The 13,835-nt window shown below is 63.7% G+C and carries 19 protein-coding genes; 7 read left to right on the forward strand and 12 right to left on the reverse strand.

Translation table 11 applies throughout. The annotated features are described in order from the left end of the window. Nucleotides 1–45 precede the first annotated feature (45 nt). Complete coding sequence (locus tag ACWGTO_RS24095; RefSeq protein ID WP_454577297.1) at nucleotides 46–513, reverse strand: GntR family transcriptional regulator; 468 nt, start codon at nucleotides 511–513, stop codon at nucleotides 46–48. Between the two features lie 258 nt (nucleotides 514–771). Here ACWGTO_RS24095 and ACWGTO_RS24100 point away from each other — a divergent pair, with 258 nt between their 5' ends. Then, the gene (locus ACWGTO_RS24100) at nucleotides 772–1,095 is read left to right on the forward strand and encodes an FAD-dependent oxidoreductase (RefSeq protein ID WP_454577298.1); all 324 of its coding nucleotides are present in this window, start codon (nucleotides 772–774) and stop codon (nucleotides 1,093–1,095) included. A gap of 34 nt (nucleotides 1,096–1,129) precedes the next feature. Here ACWGTO_RS24100 and ACWGTO_RS24105 read toward each other — a convergent pair whose 3' ends face one another. After that, a complete protein-coding gene (locus ACWGTO_RS24105) occupies nucleotides 1,130–1,576 on the reverse strand; it encodes a winged helix-turn-helix transcriptional regulator (protein WP_454577299.1) in 447 nt (148 codons plus the stop codon). Nucleotides 1,577–1,695: 119 nt separating this feature from the next. Between ACWGTO_RS24105 and ACWGTO_RS24110 the strand changes: the two genes are divergently transcribed. After that, complete coding sequence (locus tag ACWGTO_RS24110) at nucleotides 1,696–2,280, forward strand: dihydrofolate reductase family protein (RefSeq protein WP_454577300.1); 585 nt, start codon at nucleotides 1,696–1,698, stop codon at nucleotides 2,278–2,280. A gap of 164 nt (nucleotides 2,281–2,444) precedes the next feature. Here ACWGTO_RS24110 and ACWGTO_RS24115 read toward each other — a convergent pair whose 3' ends face one another. After that, nucleotides 2,445–3,875, reverse strand: a complete 1,431-nt coding sequence (locus ACWGTO_RS24115) for a LuxR C-terminal-related transcriptional regulator (RefSeq protein ID WP_454577301.1) — start codon at nucleotides 3,873–3,875, stop codon at nucleotides 2,445–2,447. A gap of 167 nt (nucleotides 3,876–4,042) precedes the next feature. On the opposite strand from ACWGTO_RS24115, the gene ACWGTO_RS24120 reads away from it, so the two are divergent. Further along, the gene (locus tag ACWGTO_RS24120; protein WP_454577302.1) at nucleotides 4,043–4,300 is read left to right on the forward strand and encodes a DUF1127 domain-containing protein; all 258 of its coding nucleotides are present in this window, start codon (nucleotides 4,043–4,045) and stop codon (nucleotides 4,298–4,300) included. A 63-nt stretch (nucleotides 4,301–4,363) separates the two neighbouring features. On the opposite strand, the gene ACWGTO_RS24125 is transcribed toward ACWGTO_RS24120, so the two are convergent. Then, complete coding sequence (locus ACWGTO_RS24125) at nucleotides 4,364–4,792, reverse strand: VOC family protein (protein WP_454577420.1); 429 nt, start codon at nucleotides 4,790–4,792, stop codon at nucleotides 4,364–4,366. Nucleotides 4,793–4,798: 6 nt separating this feature from the next. Continuing rightward, entirely contained in the window at nucleotides 4,799–5,029 is a 231-nt protein-coding gene (locus ACWGTO_RS24130; protein WP_454577303.1) for a hypothetical protein, read from the reverse strand. Here ACWGTO_RS24130 and ACWGTO_RS24135 point away from each other — a divergent pair. Both ACWGTO_RS24135 and ACWGTO_RS24140 read left to right on the forward strand, forming a co-directional pair. Next, nucleotides 5,028–6,239 carry an MFS transporter gene (locus ACWGTO_RS24135; RefSeq protein WP_454577304.1) on the forward strand — a complete coding sequence of 404 codons (1,212 nt, stop codon included), beginning with the start codon at nucleotides 5,028–5,030 and terminating at the stop codon, nucleotides 6,237–6,239. The two genes, ACWGTO_RS24130 and ACWGTO_RS24135, sit on opposite strands and share 2 nt — an antisense overlap. A gap of 140 nt (nucleotides 6,240–6,379) precedes the next feature. After that, nucleotides 6,380–7,009 (forward strand): ankyrin repeat domain-containing protein, encoded by a 630-nt coding sequence (locus tag ACWGTO_RS24140; RefSeq protein ID WP_454577305.1) that lies wholly within the window; start codon nucleotides 6,380–6,382, stop codon nucleotides 7,007–7,009. Between the two features lie 150 nt (nucleotides 7,010–7,159). Here the strand turns inward: ACWGTO_RS24140 and ACWGTO_RS24145 are convergent, their stop codons facing one another. From ACWGTO_RS24145 to ACWGTO_RS24160, 4 genes are all read right to left on the reverse strand, one after another. Beyond that, on the reverse strand, nucleotides 7,160–7,462 hold the full coding sequence (locus ACWGTO_RS24145) for a DUF1330 domain-containing protein (protein WP_454577306.1): 303 nt from the start codon (nucleotides 7,460–7,462) through the stop codon (nucleotides 7,160–7,162). A 15-nt stretch (nucleotides 7,463–7,477) separates the two neighbouring features. Further along, nucleotides 7,478–8,014 (reverse strand): GNAT family N-acetyltransferase, encoded by a 537-nt coding sequence (locus ACWGTO_RS24150; protein WP_454577307.1) that lies wholly within the window; start codon nucleotides 8,012–8,014, stop codon nucleotides 7,478–7,480. A 103-nt stretch (nucleotides 8,015–8,117) separates the two neighbouring features. Then, nucleotides 8,118–8,708, reverse strand: a complete 591-nt coding sequence (locus ACWGTO_RS24155; protein WP_454577308.1) for a hypothetical protein — start codon at nucleotides 8,706–8,708, stop codon at nucleotides 8,118–8,120. 18 nt (nucleotides 8,709–8,726) lie between these two features. Next, nucleotides 8,727–11,018 (reverse strand): cation:proton antiporter domain-containing protein, encoded by a 2,292-nt coding sequence (locus tag ACWGTO_RS24160; protein ID WP_454577309.1) that lies wholly within the window; start codon nucleotides 11,016–11,018, stop codon nucleotides 8,727–8,729. 181 nt (nucleotides 11,019–11,199) lie between these two features. Here ACWGTO_RS24160 and ACWGTO_RS24165 point away from each other — a divergent pair, with 181 nt between their 5' ends. Continuing rightward, entirely contained in the window at nucleotides 11,200–11,388 is a 189-nt protein-coding gene (locus ACWGTO_RS24165; protein WP_454577310.1) for a hypothetical protein, read from the forward strand. Between the two features lie 113 nt (nucleotides 11,389–11,501). Beyond that, nucleotides 11,502–11,915, forward strand: a complete 414-nt coding sequence (locus tag ACWGTO_RS24170; protein ID WP_454577311.1) for a hypothetical protein — start codon at nucleotides 11,502–11,504, stop codon at nucleotides 11,913–11,915. Between the two features lie 57 nt (nucleotides 11,916–11,972). Here the strand turns inward: ACWGTO_RS24170 and ACWGTO_RS24175 are convergent, their stop codons facing one another. The 3 genes from ACWGTO_RS24175 to ACWGTO_RS24185 form a co-directional block, all read right to left on the reverse strand. Beyond that, nucleotides 11,973–12,641 (reverse strand): ATP-dependent DNA ligase, encoded by a 669-nt coding sequence (locus tag ACWGTO_RS24175; protein WP_454577312.1) that lies wholly within the window; start codon nucleotides 12,639–12,641, stop codon nucleotides 11,973–11,975. A gap of 274 nt (nucleotides 12,642–12,915) precedes the next feature. Continuing rightward, complete coding sequence (locus ACWGTO_RS24180; RefSeq protein ID WP_454577313.1) at nucleotides 12,916–13,254, reverse strand: slr1659 superfamily regulator; 339 nt, start codon at nucleotides 13,252–13,254, stop codon at nucleotides 12,916–12,918. Nucleotides 13,255–13,272: 18 nt separating this feature from the next. Beyond that, nucleotides 13,273–13,833 carry a slr1658 superfamily regulator gene (locus tag ACWGTO_RS24185; protein WP_454577314.1) on the reverse strand — a complete coding sequence of 187 codons (561 nt, stop codon included), beginning with the start codon at nucleotides 13,831–13,833 and terminating at the stop codon, nucleotides 13,273–13,275. Nucleotides 13,834–13,835 lie beyond the last annotated feature (2 nt).

The raw sequence follows: 13,835 nt of genomic DNA on the forward strand, positions 1-13,835 counted from the left end.
CAACCCGCCAGCATTCTCATCTTGATTGACGCAACGCTCGCACCTTCATTGTCGCGCCGCACCGAGCAGCCGGGCGTTGCCGCAGGCGCTGTAGAGCGCCAGATGGAAGGTCCGGTTCAGCACGCCCCAACGGGTGACATCGGGCTCAGCGTCGATGCGGGCGAGCACCTGCGCTGCCTCGTCGAGCTTTTCACTGCCAAGCACTGGGACAGACAGGTTGAGCGCCTGGCTTTCGAGCAGGTCGCGCAAGGCAAAGATCTCCCTGATCTCGGTGGCGTCCATGCAGGCGACATGCGCACCTTTGGTCGGGTGGATCTGGACGATGCCTTCGGCCTCGAGCTGGCGCAGCGCGTCGCGGATCGGCATGCGGCTGAAGCCGAAGCGCAGCGCAAGCTCGTCCTGGCGCAGCGCCGTGCCGTCCGCCAGGCTACCGTCGGCGATCGCCTCGCGCAGCACATTGGCGACCTGTTCGGCCACCGTCTGCGGCCGCTGCATTTCGGCAAATCCAACCATACGACCCCCTCCTGCCAGCTGCTTCAGCGGCTCCTGCCGCCAACGTCATGGGCGCTGCCTTCATCCGCCTGCCGGCGCTAGACGTTCGAAAGCCAGGGCTATTGGCTCCTCATCCGTACGCGTACACTCCGAGATTGACGGAGAGAAGCTGCCCCGGCGCTCGCTCCCAGTTCTTCAAAGGAAGGTAAACGCCGCCGACGACGACACCTTACACAACAAACATGAGCTTGCGCGAATATATCCAGGCTCGACGCCTCGTTGCAGCCGGCCCTTCGCGATCTGGTGCGCAACACCGATATGGCTGCGCGCATCGCGGCACCCACGCTGCGCATGCTGCCCGGTCTCGGCTCACCCCGGGTGACGGATGTCTATCCCGGCAACCGTCCGATGCTGTCGGACAGGCTGCCCGTCGCCGGCCGCACCGCTATCGAGGGGCTCTATGTGCATGGCGGGATGGGCTCTATGGGCATCAATACCGCCCCCGCCACAGCGCGCTGGTTGGCAGACGCCATGCTTTCGGGCGACGGCAATCCGAAGCAGACTTGGCTGAGGCCACAGCGATTTGCGGGATGGGAAGGATGAGGCTGGGCGACGTCGTCTCGATGTAGCCCGGCCATCATCGCGAAGAGGAAGCCAGCGTTGCGCCTTGGCCGATATGCTCGGCGCGCAGCTTCTTCTTCATCTGCTCGAGCGCCGCCTCGCCGCCCGCCGCCAGCTCCTCGGCGATCCTGGCCAGTTCGTTATCGGCGTTGCGGTATTTGCTGCCCCAGGCGCCGAGGGTCGCCAGCACCGGCAACAGATCGATGCCGGCTTCGGTCAGCCGATAGATCGCCTTGAGCTTGTGGGTGGGGTCGTCGCTTCTCGTGACGATGCCCTCATCCTGCAAGGTCTGCAGCCGCTCGGCCAGCGTGCGCGACGAGATGCCCTCGTCGGACAGCAAAAACTCCCGGAAGTGAGTCTTCCCCGCGAAAATCAGGTCGCGGACAATCAGCAGCGTCCAGCGGTCGCCAAGCAATTCGAGCGACAGGCTGATGGGGCAACCGGATCTTTCCCTGGTCGACATTTGTATGGTTCCATATCTAAATCACTTTACTATTGACATCATTTTTTCCTTGCGTCAATGATTTCAGAAGTAAACCATATCCACCGAGGCGCCGCGCCGATCGAATGAGGAGAGAGACGATGAGAAAGCTGATCCTGCAAATGCAGATATCGGTCGACGGTTTTGTCGGCGCTGCCGGCGACGACCACTGGCAGCTCTGGGAATGGGGCGACAACTGCCCGTGGGACGACGAATTGAAGCAGGATTTCAACGCCGTATTCGCCGGCATCGATACCATCGTGCTCAGCCGCAAAATGGCCGAAGAGGGTTACCTCACCCATTGGGGCAATGCGGCGAAGAAGTATCCGCGCGACGGCTTCTACGCCTTTGCGCAGCGCATCGTCGAGGCGCGCAAGGTGGTGCTGAGCGACAGGCTGCAGGCTTCGCGGTGGGATCGAACCACGCTTGCCAGCGGCGACCTGCCGCGCGAGGTCAAGGCGCTGAAAGCCGAGGGCGGCCGCGACATGGCGGTGTTCGGCGGTGCGGGCTTTGCCTCGGCGCTGATTGCGGCGGGACTGGTCGACGAATTCCAGCTGTTCATCAATCCGGCAGCGCTCGGCGACGGCGAGCGGATTTTCGACCAGGGCGGGTTCAGGAAACTGCGCCTCGTCGGCTCGAAAGCCTATGCCTGCGGCATGGTGGTCAACCGCTATGTACCAAGGTGAAACTATCTGGAGCCTGCGCCGATTGAACGATCGCGGCCGGCTCACCGGCATCTTCGTGTCTCAGTTGAGCGCCGCCAACACAGCGGGCCTCGCGGATGGCCCGCATGGCTTCCGGCTTGGTCACGGGATAGCTCAAGATGAAGCGCTCGACCGAAGGTCGGGGGTTAGCGGATCGGCACCAGCTTCGCCGCGTCGCGGATGGCGCGCGCGGCACCCGGATTGGTGACGGGATAGCCCGATATGAAACCCTCCACCGAGAAGCCGGGAAATTCCGTGCGCAGCCTGCCCGCGATTGCGGCGGCCTCGGGCCCCTCGCCCTCCCTTGCGTGGGCAAGCATCAGAAATATCAGCACGTGCGGAGAATCCGGCGTGCTCCGTCGCAGCGCGGCTATGGCTTCCCGGTGCCTGCCGGCCGCAAACAGGACGCGGCCCTGCATGCCGAAATACCAGGGCGGGGCAATCGGGTTGAGGCGCATGGCACGCTCGATAAGTGGGATCGCCTCGGCCGGATCGCCGGTGACCAGCGCCTTGCTGCCGGCAAGAAGCGCCAGCGTGTCGGCATGGTTGGAACCGCATTCGAAGGCGCGCCGGTGGGCGCTTTCGGCGGCTTCCAGGTCGCCGAGGCAACCCATGAGATCGCCGAAGCAATTATGCGCGCTGCTATCGGTCGGGTCGAGCCTCAGCGCGTTCTCTGCCGCCCAGCGCCATTTCCCGATCGAGGCGTTCAGATCGTCGCCGAACCCGTTGCATGCCTCAATCGAATAGGCGTAGGCGAGTTCGGTCCAGGCCCTGACCAAGGTCGGGTCAAGTTCGAGCGCGCGTGAAAACAGCCTGATGGCTTCCCGGTTGCCACTGCGGCTGAAGGTATTGTGCTGCTCGACACCCAGCAGATAGCAGTCGTAGGCGCGCAGGCTAGCCGGCGGCTTGCGGCGGATCGCATTGCGGCCGACCGTGGCGATCGTTCCGGAACAGCCGGCGAGCACGTTGATGACGCTTTCGGTCAGGCTATCCTGCAGCGCGAAGATGTCCTCCGCGGGCCGGTCGAAGCGTTCGCTCCACAGGCTGACGCCGGTTCGTGCGTCGGCAAGCTCCATCGTAAGCCGTACCCGCCGGGTGTCGGCGCGCAATTGACCAGACAGAATATAGGCAGCGCCCAACGCCTTGCCGTCGGCGACGAAATCGGCGGGCTTGCTGCCTAGCGACTTCATGGTGTGGAAGGCAATGACCGGCAGATCCGCATAGCGTGCGAGGTCGATGGTGATGTCCGACGACAAGCCGTCGGCAAAGCGGCGCCAGTGCTCGTCGGCACTCAGGCATTCGATTGGGAATATCGCAAGCACCGGCGAAGCTTCGGGCGGGGCCGGCGGCATGGCCGGCGCGGCTGCGATGGCGTTGATATGCATAGCGAGCGCGACCTTGCTGCGCACACCGAGCTTTTCATAGATCGCGGCGAGATGGGTGCGCACCGTGGACGGCGCGATGAACAGCGCCTCGCCGATCTCGCGATAGGTCAGCCCTGAGGCAAATCTTTCCGCCACCGCGCGCTCGCGGTCCGATAGCGCGTCAGGCGGTGGGGACGTCGCAATGCGATTCATGGGAAGCTCCCTGCCATCGGATCGGCACGGTTTTCAACTAAAGCCCCAGCAAAATACTACAAATGCAGGACCCCAAACACCGCATCTGACCGATGGCGCAATTCTTCGCCGAAGCTCAGGCTCCGAGGACGACCAGCAAATAGGCCATCCGCACCGAGGAGCCCTCCATGAAAACGATGTTGACCACCGTTTCCGAGCTTTACGATTCAATCCAGTTGGACCTGCGCGACACGCCGGCTTCGTCCGGCGACCATGCCGATCGCCGGCCCGGTCTGATCAGTCTGCTCAAGACGTGGGGCGAGCGCGCCCGCTTCCGCGAGGAACTGGCGATCATAGCGAGGGACATACCGGAGCTGATCGACGATATCGGGCTGACCATGAAGCAGGCAGAGGCCGAAATCGCCAAGCCGTTCTGGCGGCGGTAGGCGTCGGCGCCGAGGCGGTCGACATACGGCGAAAATCGCTTTCGGCAGCCGTGTGAGGGCGCGCTAAAAACCAATCACCACCGAAGCAGCGCTGCGCTTCGCCGGCCCGTGAAACACGGCTTCGATGTTATTGCCATCGGGGTCGAGCAGAAAGGCTGCGTAGTAGCCGGGATGGTAGGGCCGCTCGCCTGGCGCACCGTTATCGGCGCCGCCGGCATCCAGGCCCGCTTTGTAGAACGCGTCGACCATGGCGCTGTCCCTGGCCTGGAAGGCCAGGTGATTGCGCCCGGTCAGTTGTCCCCTCGCTGCCCGGCTGTCGAGACTGGAGATGAACAATTCGTCGGCCCAGAAATAGTCCTCGGCCTCGCCGCCAATCGGAATGCCGAGCACCTTGAACACCGCTTCATAGAAGCGCCGGCTGGCTTTGAGATCCCTGACCACCAGCTGGATGTGGTCGATGAGGCGGCCGCGATGCAGCTCCATGAGCGATATCTCCCGTCACGAGACCACGAAGCTAGCGCCGCAGATCAGCTCGTCAATTCGGAAGGGAATTTTTGGCGCTTGCGCCGCCTGCCTTCGCCATGTCCGGATGGACTTCCGCGCAGACTGGATAAAAAATGCAACCGGATTGTCGGATTCGATGTCGGACCAACGTCCTTCGGACGCAAGCGGCGCAACGGAGCTGGAAAAAAGTCGCGCCGCATCGAACCGATTTCGGGAGAAGACCATGAACAATTCCTACCGTTGGGTGATCGTCGCGGCCGGCGCGCTGATGACCTGTGTGGCGCTCGGCGCGATGTTTTCGCTGGCAATCTTTCTCGAGCCGATGGCGCTCGACACCAACTGGTCGCGCACCGGCATTTCCACTGCCATGACGCTGAACTTCCTGGTGATGGGCGCTGGCGGTTTCGCCTGGGGCGCGGTCTATGACCGCGTCGGCGCCCGTCCCGTCGTCCTCGCCGGCGCGGTGCTGCTCGGCCTGTCGCTGGTGGTGGCGAGCCGCGCCAATTCGCTGCTTGTCTTCCAGCTGAGCTACGGTGTGATCGTCGGGCTGGCGGCCAGCGCTTTCTTCGCACCGATGATCGCGCTGACCACCGCCTGGTTCGACACCCACCGCAGCCTTGCCGTGTCGCTGGTCTCGGCCGGCATGGGCGTGGCGCCGATGACCATCTCGCCCTTCGCGCGCTGGCTGATCACCGCCTATGACTGGCGTACCGCCATGTTTGACATCGGCATCATGGCCTGGGTGCTGTTGCTGCCCGCCGTCTTGCTGGTGCGCCAGCCGCAGGTGGCGGCCGCGGCAGCGGATGGCGGTGCGCCCGCGCCTGTCGCGGACGATCCCGGCTTTAGCGTCGGCCAGGCGCTGCGCTCGCCGCAATTCCTGGTGCTGGGGATGACTTTCTTCGCCTGCTGCGCGGCGCATTCGGGGCCGATCTTCCACATGGTGAGCTATGCCATGTCCTGCGGCGTGGCGCCGATGGCCGCGGTGTCGATCTACAGCGTCGAGGGCCTTGCCGGCCTTGGCGGCCGCGTGCTCTACGGCGTGCTCGGCGACAGGCTGGGCGCCAAGCCGGTTCTGATCGTGGGCCTCGTCATCCAAGCCGTGGTGATCGCCGCCTATCTCGCCGTCGGCAACCTCGAGCAGTTCTATCTCTTGGCCATCATCTTCGGCGCCACCTATGGCGGCGTCATGCCGCTCTATGCGGTGCTTGCCCGCGACTATTTCGGGCCACGCATCATCGGGACGGTGCTTGGCGCCGCGACCCTGTTGTCCAGCCTCGGCATGTCGTTCGGGCCGCTCGCCGGCGGCATGATCTTCGACGCCTATGCCAGCTATTCCTGGCTGTTCATCGGCTCGGCACTGATTGGCCTGGGCGCGGCCGGCATCGCCATTGCCTTCCCGCCGCAGCCCAGCCGGGAACGGCTGCAGGCGGCTTGAAATCCCTGGTTCCCGCCCCGGCAGCGCGGAAATCTGTTTGCCCCATGCATGCGATTGTGAAAGGCTTCTGGCCGAAAATACCGCACGCCGGCCATGTCGGCGTGCGAGCCTAGCCAAGTCTGTTCACGGAGGCAGTTGCAGTGGGCCTGGAAGCCGAGGACGCGAGAGGCTGGTCGACCCTGTTGGGTGCGGCGGAGAAAGGCGACATCGAGACCCTCCGCGCCGAGCTGCTGGCCGGGGCTGACATCAATCAGACCGATGAGGGCGGCTGGTCGGCGTTGCATCTGGCGGCCCACAACGCCCGGGGCCCGGTGCTCGAAGCGCTGATTTCGCATCCGCTGATCGACGTGAATTCCAGGAACAAGTGGAAGAGCACGCCGCTCAGCCTCGCCGCGGCCAAGGGACACCACGCAGCCGTAACGGCGCTGGTCAAGCATCCCGACATCGATATCGACGCACGCGCCGACTATTATGGCCGGACGGCGCTGATCGAGGCGGCAAGGACCGGGCATCTGGATATCGTCAAGCTGCTCGTCGAACACGGCTCCGACGTCAATGCGGCCGACAAGACCGGCCGCAACAGCGCGCTCATCGAGGCGATCAAGGGGCGCCACGATCAGGTTGTGCAATATCTGCTGGAGACGAGGAAAGTGAACTTCCTCAACAAGGACATGCGGCTCAATGCCTTGATCTGGGCCGGCAGCACCCGCAATGGCGAGCTTATCGAGAAGCTGGAAGCAGCGATCCACGCTTTCTTCGAAGGCAAGTAAGCGCGGCAGAGCGCTCCGCCACATTTCTCCCAGCACGATAGATCACGGCCTAGAGCTTTTCACCGTTTCACGGAAACGGTGAACCGCTCTATCTCTTTGTTTTTAAGCAATTCCGGACGGAAAACCGCACGCACTTTTCCCGGAATTGCTCTAGGTCGGCGACAAAGCGATCCCTTCGACAGCCAGGATGCGTGTCCTGGCGCTGCGAAAGCGGATCTCCTTCAAACGCTCGTATTCCGGTGAATCATACCAGGCCGAAAGCGATGCCATGTCGGGAAATTCGATGATGACGAGTCGGTGCGGGTGCCAGTCGCCCTCGAACACCTTGGTCGCGCCGCCGCGCGCAAGATAGCGGCCGCCGTAGCGCTCCTCGGTGGCCGGAACCTCACGCCGGTATTGATCGAATACGGCCGCGTCGGTGACATCGACATCGGCAATCAGATAGGCCGCCATCGGCATTCTCCCCTCTCAAATCGTCTTCCACATCTTCAGGATCGGAACCGGCGTGCCGCCGCTGTCCTCGAAGACCTTTTCGCCCGGCTGATAGCCGCAGGCCCGATAGAGCGGCTCCCCGGCCATGGTCGCCCCGAGCTCGACGCGGCGAAAGCCTTCCTCCCTTGCCGCGCTCTCGCAAATGGCGAGGATCAGTCGGCCAACGCCACGCCGAACGAAATCGGGATGCGTATACATCGCCCTGACTCGCGCCGCGTCCTTGGCAGGATCGAGCAATGCCGCATTGCGTCCGTGCGACTGATCGCCACCATATAGCGTCGCGCGCCGGCTCCAGCCGCCGCAACCAGCAAGAGCCCCACTGCAGGTCACGACAAAATAGGTTCCATCATCGATAAGCTGCGTGTCCAGGCCCATGATCGTACGGCTGGATTCGATCTGGGCGTCGTCGAGGAAGGGTTTCTGCAGCTCGGCAATCGCCAGCGCCATCAGCGCCGAAATTCCCGCGATGTCGTCGCGTGTCGCTGTCCGGTACTGCAACTTCTGGCCAACCATCAGGGCAATCCCAAGGCCCGTAGACAATGGCGATATTATATTAGAATTGCTTATACTGAAGCTGAATTCGGAAGACGGAGCTGCCAGAATATGGGTTCCCGCCCTATGGAAGTGGGGTAGGATCCCGGCCTCCAACGCCGACCTCCACCGTCCTTGCGACCACCCAGCGGTGCTTGCCGATCTTGCGGGCGCGCTGAAAACCTTGGCGTTCAAACATCGCCAGCGTGCCATTGTGCAGGAAGGCTCCAGCGACCGAGCGGCCTTCCGCATCCTCGGGATAGCTTTCCACCGTGCCGCCGCCGAGGCAGGCGATCTCGGCGAGCGCGCCTGCCAGCGCCGCTGCTGCGACACCCTTGCCGCGATAGGCCTTGTCGGAGAAGAAGCAGGTGATGCGCCAGTCCGGCAGGCGCGTCAGCCCTTCCTCATAGGCGCGCCGGTGCTTTATGCGCGGCAGCTCCTGCGTCGGGCCGAACTGGCACCAGCCGACACAGGCTGCGCCGTCGAAAACGAGGGCCGCATGTGCATGGCCCTCGCGGACCCGGGCCTCCTTCTCGGCGCGGTTCCCGGCAGCGCCGACGCCTTTGGCGTGGAAGGCCATGCACCAGCAGCCGCCCCAGACGCCATTGTGCCGCTCGACCAGCGTGGCGAATTGCGACCATGTGGTCTGGTCGAGGGGTTTTGCGCTGAAGCTCATCGTGACCTCCTTGGCTTGTCAACCGGTGCCGGAACGCAGCGCCTCGCGGGCGGCGTCGTCGCGGGGCAGCCGTTCGTCGGAGATCAGCACCACCGGGCAGCGGCAGCGTTGCAGCACGCTGCTGGTCGTCTCGCCGAACAGCAATTCCTCGCCAGGCCGTCGCGCCACGCCCATGACGATCATCGCCACCCCCCTGCCGGCCTGGCGGGCAATGGCATCGGCGGCGGCGGCCCTGCTGCGGATGGCAGTCTCGATCTCGACGCCGTAGCGGTCGGCAAGCGCAACGATGTCCTTCAGCACCGCCTCCCTGCGGCGATGCGAGACGGTGTCGCGCGGCTCGTCGCGGCCGACCCGCGCAACATAGAGCATCTTGACCGGCGCGCCGGTGACGGCGGCAATGGCAAGCGCCAGCTCGGCGCCACGGCGGGCGACCGACGTGCCGTTGACCGGCACCAGGATCCGGCCGGCCTCGGGTCCGAGCCTCGGCATCTGCCGGCCGGCGGCAGCGGGCTTCAGCACCAGGCAGAGCGGGCCGTCGAAGGCGCCGGCGATCTCGTCGAGGCGGCGGGTGAAGCCGCCCTTGGCGGTAAGCGCGCGACCGAGCCCGACAATCAGCATGCCGTAGCCCTTGCGCGCCTCCCTCGCCACGGTCTCGGCCGATACATGCCTGCCGTGCCTGCGGGTGACGGGAGCACTGGCGGCGGGCTGCTGGTCGGCCTCCTTCGCCGCCTCGCGGTTGTGCTCGGCCCCCTTCTCGATCTCCTCCAGCTTCGGTTCCACTCCCGGCTCGGCCTCGTTCTCGCCGCCGGCATGCAGCACTGTCATCGGCTTGCCGGCGCCGATCACGCCGGCCATGTAGGCGGCGAAGCGGCCGACGACGCCTTCGTCGGCCACCACCAGCAGCCGCTCCAGATTGGCGACGAAGCCGCGCTGGTCGACCTCCTCGCGCTCCAGCCGCTTCTTTTCGGCCTCGCCGAGTGTCAGGCGACCAAGTGCCCAGCGCAGCGTCGGCGGCATCGCTAGCGTGGTGATGACGGCCATGGTGACGATCATGGTGAAGAGGTTGTGCGAAAGCACGCCGATCGAAAGGCCGATCGAGGCGACGATGACCTCGGTCGAGCCGCGCGCGTTCATGCCGCAGCCGACCGCGATCCCCTCGCGGCGGCTCATGCCGGCCAACTCCGCGCCGGTGAAGGCGCCGGCGAACTTGCCGAAGCTGGCGATGGCAACCAGCGCCACGGTGAGCAGCGCAAGCTGCGGATCAAGGAGCACGGTGAGGTCCGCCGAGAGACCAGCGACACCGAAGAACACCGGCATGAACAGCGCCGTGATGACGCCGCGCAGCTGGCCCTCGATGTGACGCGACAGGATCGGCGACTCGCCCACAAGGATACCGGCAACGAAGGCACCGAGCACGGTGTGGACGCCGATCAGGTCGGTGATCAAGGCCATCATCCCCATGATGGCGAGGATGACGGTGACGACGGCATATTCGCTGCTGAAACTGTCGTTGGTCCAGCGGATGGCGTCGAAGACGATGCGGCGGCCGAGGGTGAAGGAAAAGGCCATGAAGGCGGCAACGCCCGCAAGCGTGAAGGCAAGGCTGCCGAGGTCGATCCGGCCCTTGGTCGCGATGCCGATTGTGATGGCGATGATCACCCAGCCGATCGTGTCCTCGATGATCGCCGAGGAGACGATGATCTGGCCGAGGTCGCGGCGCATGAAGTTCATCTCGCGCACCACCATTGCGACGATCTTGACCGAGGAGATCGACAGCGCGGTGCCGAGGAAGAGCCCGGCGACGACGCGCTCGCTGCCCTCGGGGAGCAGCGACGCCGGCATGGCCTGCGCCGCCGCGAAGCCGAGCACGAAGGGAATCGCGACGCCGGCGGCGGAGATGGAGAAGCAGGCGCGGCCGACCCTGCGCACCAGTCTGAGGTCGGTCTCCATGCCTGTGAGCAGGAGCAGCATCAGCACGCCGAGCTGGGCGATGGCGTTGATCATGGTCTTTTGCGAGGCGTCGCCGGAGAAAACCAGACGCTCCGCCTCAGGCCAAAGCCAGCCGAGCAGCGAGGGTCCGAGCAGGATGCCGCCGATGAGCTGACCCATGACGGCCGGTTGGCCGATGCGTTCGAGCAGCTCGCCGATGCCGCGCCCGACGACCAGCAGCAGGATGATTTCCAGAACGAAAATGCCTTCGCTGGACATGCCGGTCTTTTCAGCCGGCAAGGCTGCGCCCGGGGTGAGCAACAGGGTCGCCGCCGCGATCGCGACAAGCCAGCGCCATTTGTGCGGGAACGATAAAGACATGCACCCCTCATTCTGCCGGAAATAACGGTTGCATGCGACATCGGTTGCACGGGCGCCGCTCCTATCCAGCACGCCCCGCCCAGCGTCAGGACAATTCGATTCAAATGCGGCTGTGGATGTTTGCTTTCGGGTAAAGCGAGTCGCACATGTTCGGCGCACGGCGGGCAACAAGGAGAAGCTCATGAAAAGCGACTTTGCCGCCGCCCGGCTGCATCTGGAGCGGGCCTGCCACTATCTGCGCGGCGACGGCGAAACGAGCAGCGAGGCCCTTGCGGCGCTCGACCTGTTGATCGAGATGATCGTTGCGGCCCAGTACACACCGCCGGCGGCGGAGGTGTTGGATTTTCCACGGTCGGCAAGGCTGCGGTAGTCCCACGAAGAGGCCGCTTCGGGTAGGAGCGGCCTCGGCATGCCATCGGCCGACGAGCCGGCAATCGCCCGTCTTTGATCGCGTTCGACGGGACAAGGTTCGGGGTCGCCGTCATGCGCATTAGAAGCCAGATCATCCTCAGCATGGTGAGCGCCGCAGCCTTGATCGGGCTGGTTGGCGGCGTTGCCATCTTCACGCAGATCGCCGCGACCAAATATCTTGGACTGACCGAAGCGACCAACGTCGCGCGCGAACTGGCCGACACCATCGTCTTCAAGCCGTCCGACGAGACGCCTTCGCTGTTCGAACGGCCTGAGGTGCTCAAGCAATTCATGGAGCACCAGCATCGCCGCATCCGTCGGGATTTCCTGGTCCTCGACCGCAACAAGAACGTCGTTGCCAATGCCGCCGACGAAGAGCACAAGATCGGCGAAAAATTCCAACACGATCCCGGCAATGAAATCGGCCAGACGCTGGAGCAGCTGGTATCGGCCGCCGCCAAAGCGAGTGTGGACATCAAGGGCTGAATGCTGCCCTGGCTGTCCGAATTGCAATCAGCGCAGCCGATATACCCTCTCTCGCCGTCACGCGTGGCCATCAGCGCCATTGGAGGCGTGCCAGGCTGGCGAATGACGCTCGGCAATTCGGAAATCGCCTTCCTCGAAACATCCGGCCTTCAGCCATGTGGTCGACGGTCCGCTCCGGTAGCGGCTGTCGGCGCGCTTCGAGATGATGCCCTCAAGCCCGATCTTGTCGATGGTGCGGAGGATCGCCAGTGCATCGGCGTCGAAATGCTCGCTGTACCGGATCTTGCCGGCGCCAGGCTCAACCAGTTGCCACAGCGCCTGCTTGCGCTGCAGCAGGCGCAAGGGAGCAAGATTGCGTCCATCGAGATGGAGGATGTCGAACGCCACGAACATCAGCCGGCTCGGCTCATTCCAGATCGCGGCTTCCAGCGCAGGGCAATCGGAGGCGCCCTGCTCGCCGGCTACAATGACCTCGCCGTCGAGAATGGCAGCCTTGCATGGCAGCTCGACTGCTAGCGCGATGGGCCAGTATTTTGCGGTCCAGTCATGGCCGTTCTTGCTGAAAAGACGCACGCCGCCTTGATCGATGATGAGCTGCGTCCGATAGCCGTCGAACTTGACCTCGTGAACCCATCTCTCATCATCGGGCGGTTGCTCGACCAGAGTCGGGATCTGCGGCGGAATGAACTCCAGCCGGCCGCCGCTGACCTTGCCACGCTTACTCAATAACGGACACCTTTGATAGCGTAGCGGGAGGCGTTGTCGGCACAGGCAGCGACACCCCAGCTATCTGGACGCCTGCCGCCTGTGCCGAGCCCCCGCCAGACCCATATTGGGAGCATCTACCGACGAGGCCGGAATGTCGTTAGCTTCGCATCCTAATACTTGTCCTGGCGTACATATCTCGCTCGGCGCGGCGCTGTTGCGCCGTCCCCCACCTTGGCCTGTGCTATCCAGAATTGTCGCAGCCTACGCAGTCCTTTGACTTCGGACGACTAGGTCAGTCCATCAAAAGCACCACAGCGGGATGCAGCTTTTTCAGGTTCGGCAATGATTTCGATTGCCAGGGTATGTCGGGCGTTCCACGCACGACAAGTCGAACATCGGGATGCTTGCGCACCTCGATGGTGAATTTCGCCAGCAGGTTGATGCCGGAAGAGTTGAGAAAGTGAAGGTCCTTCAGATTGAGTGTAATGGAAGCGGGATTTGAGGCAAGAACACTGGTCGCCAAGGCCGTGATGGGCGCACCGGCCTCGGAGCTGGCAAGCCGCATTGCGCCGTCGAAGAAAATATCGCTTCCTTCGTTCCACACGCGGTAGTCGTCTGTCTTGATTTCCATGGCCTGGCTTCGCTTCTTCTAGTTGCGCGTTTGCGAGATCGGAATGGAGGCATAGGTTTCCAGGCAAATCCGATCGCCCTCGTCGGCGGAGCTGAATATCCAGGCCAGGCGTGCGCCATAGTCGCTCATCAACGTCAGCAATCCGAGTCCGGAGCGTGACACGTCGGGGCTCGCTGCATTCTCTTCAATTCGCTGTATCAGCAGGTCTCTGGGGTCGCCAACCGTGATGTCCGCCAGGAGGTTCTTGAACTCGGATGCGTTTTCACCATCGACGTCATTCGAGACCTTGAGCTTGAAGCACTCCGAATCCATCGACGCCTCGATCACGATCTCACCTGGTGCGCGAAATTTGACGGCGTTCTCGATGAGCTCGTTGACCAGATATCCTATGCTGTGCCGCACTTCGAGGTAGTCATTGCGGGACGACCGGAAGCGCAACGCGAAAAGATCGGCGATGAAGTCCGAGGTCGTGGCACAATGACGCCAACTCAAGTCGAGAGGTCCGTCGAACAGCCGCACGCGACTGACGCTCTCCTTCATCCCGATCGCAATGTCAGGGGTCCCGAACAACGTTGTCATTG

Source organism: Mesorhizobium sp. PL10, from assembly GCF_053714315.1.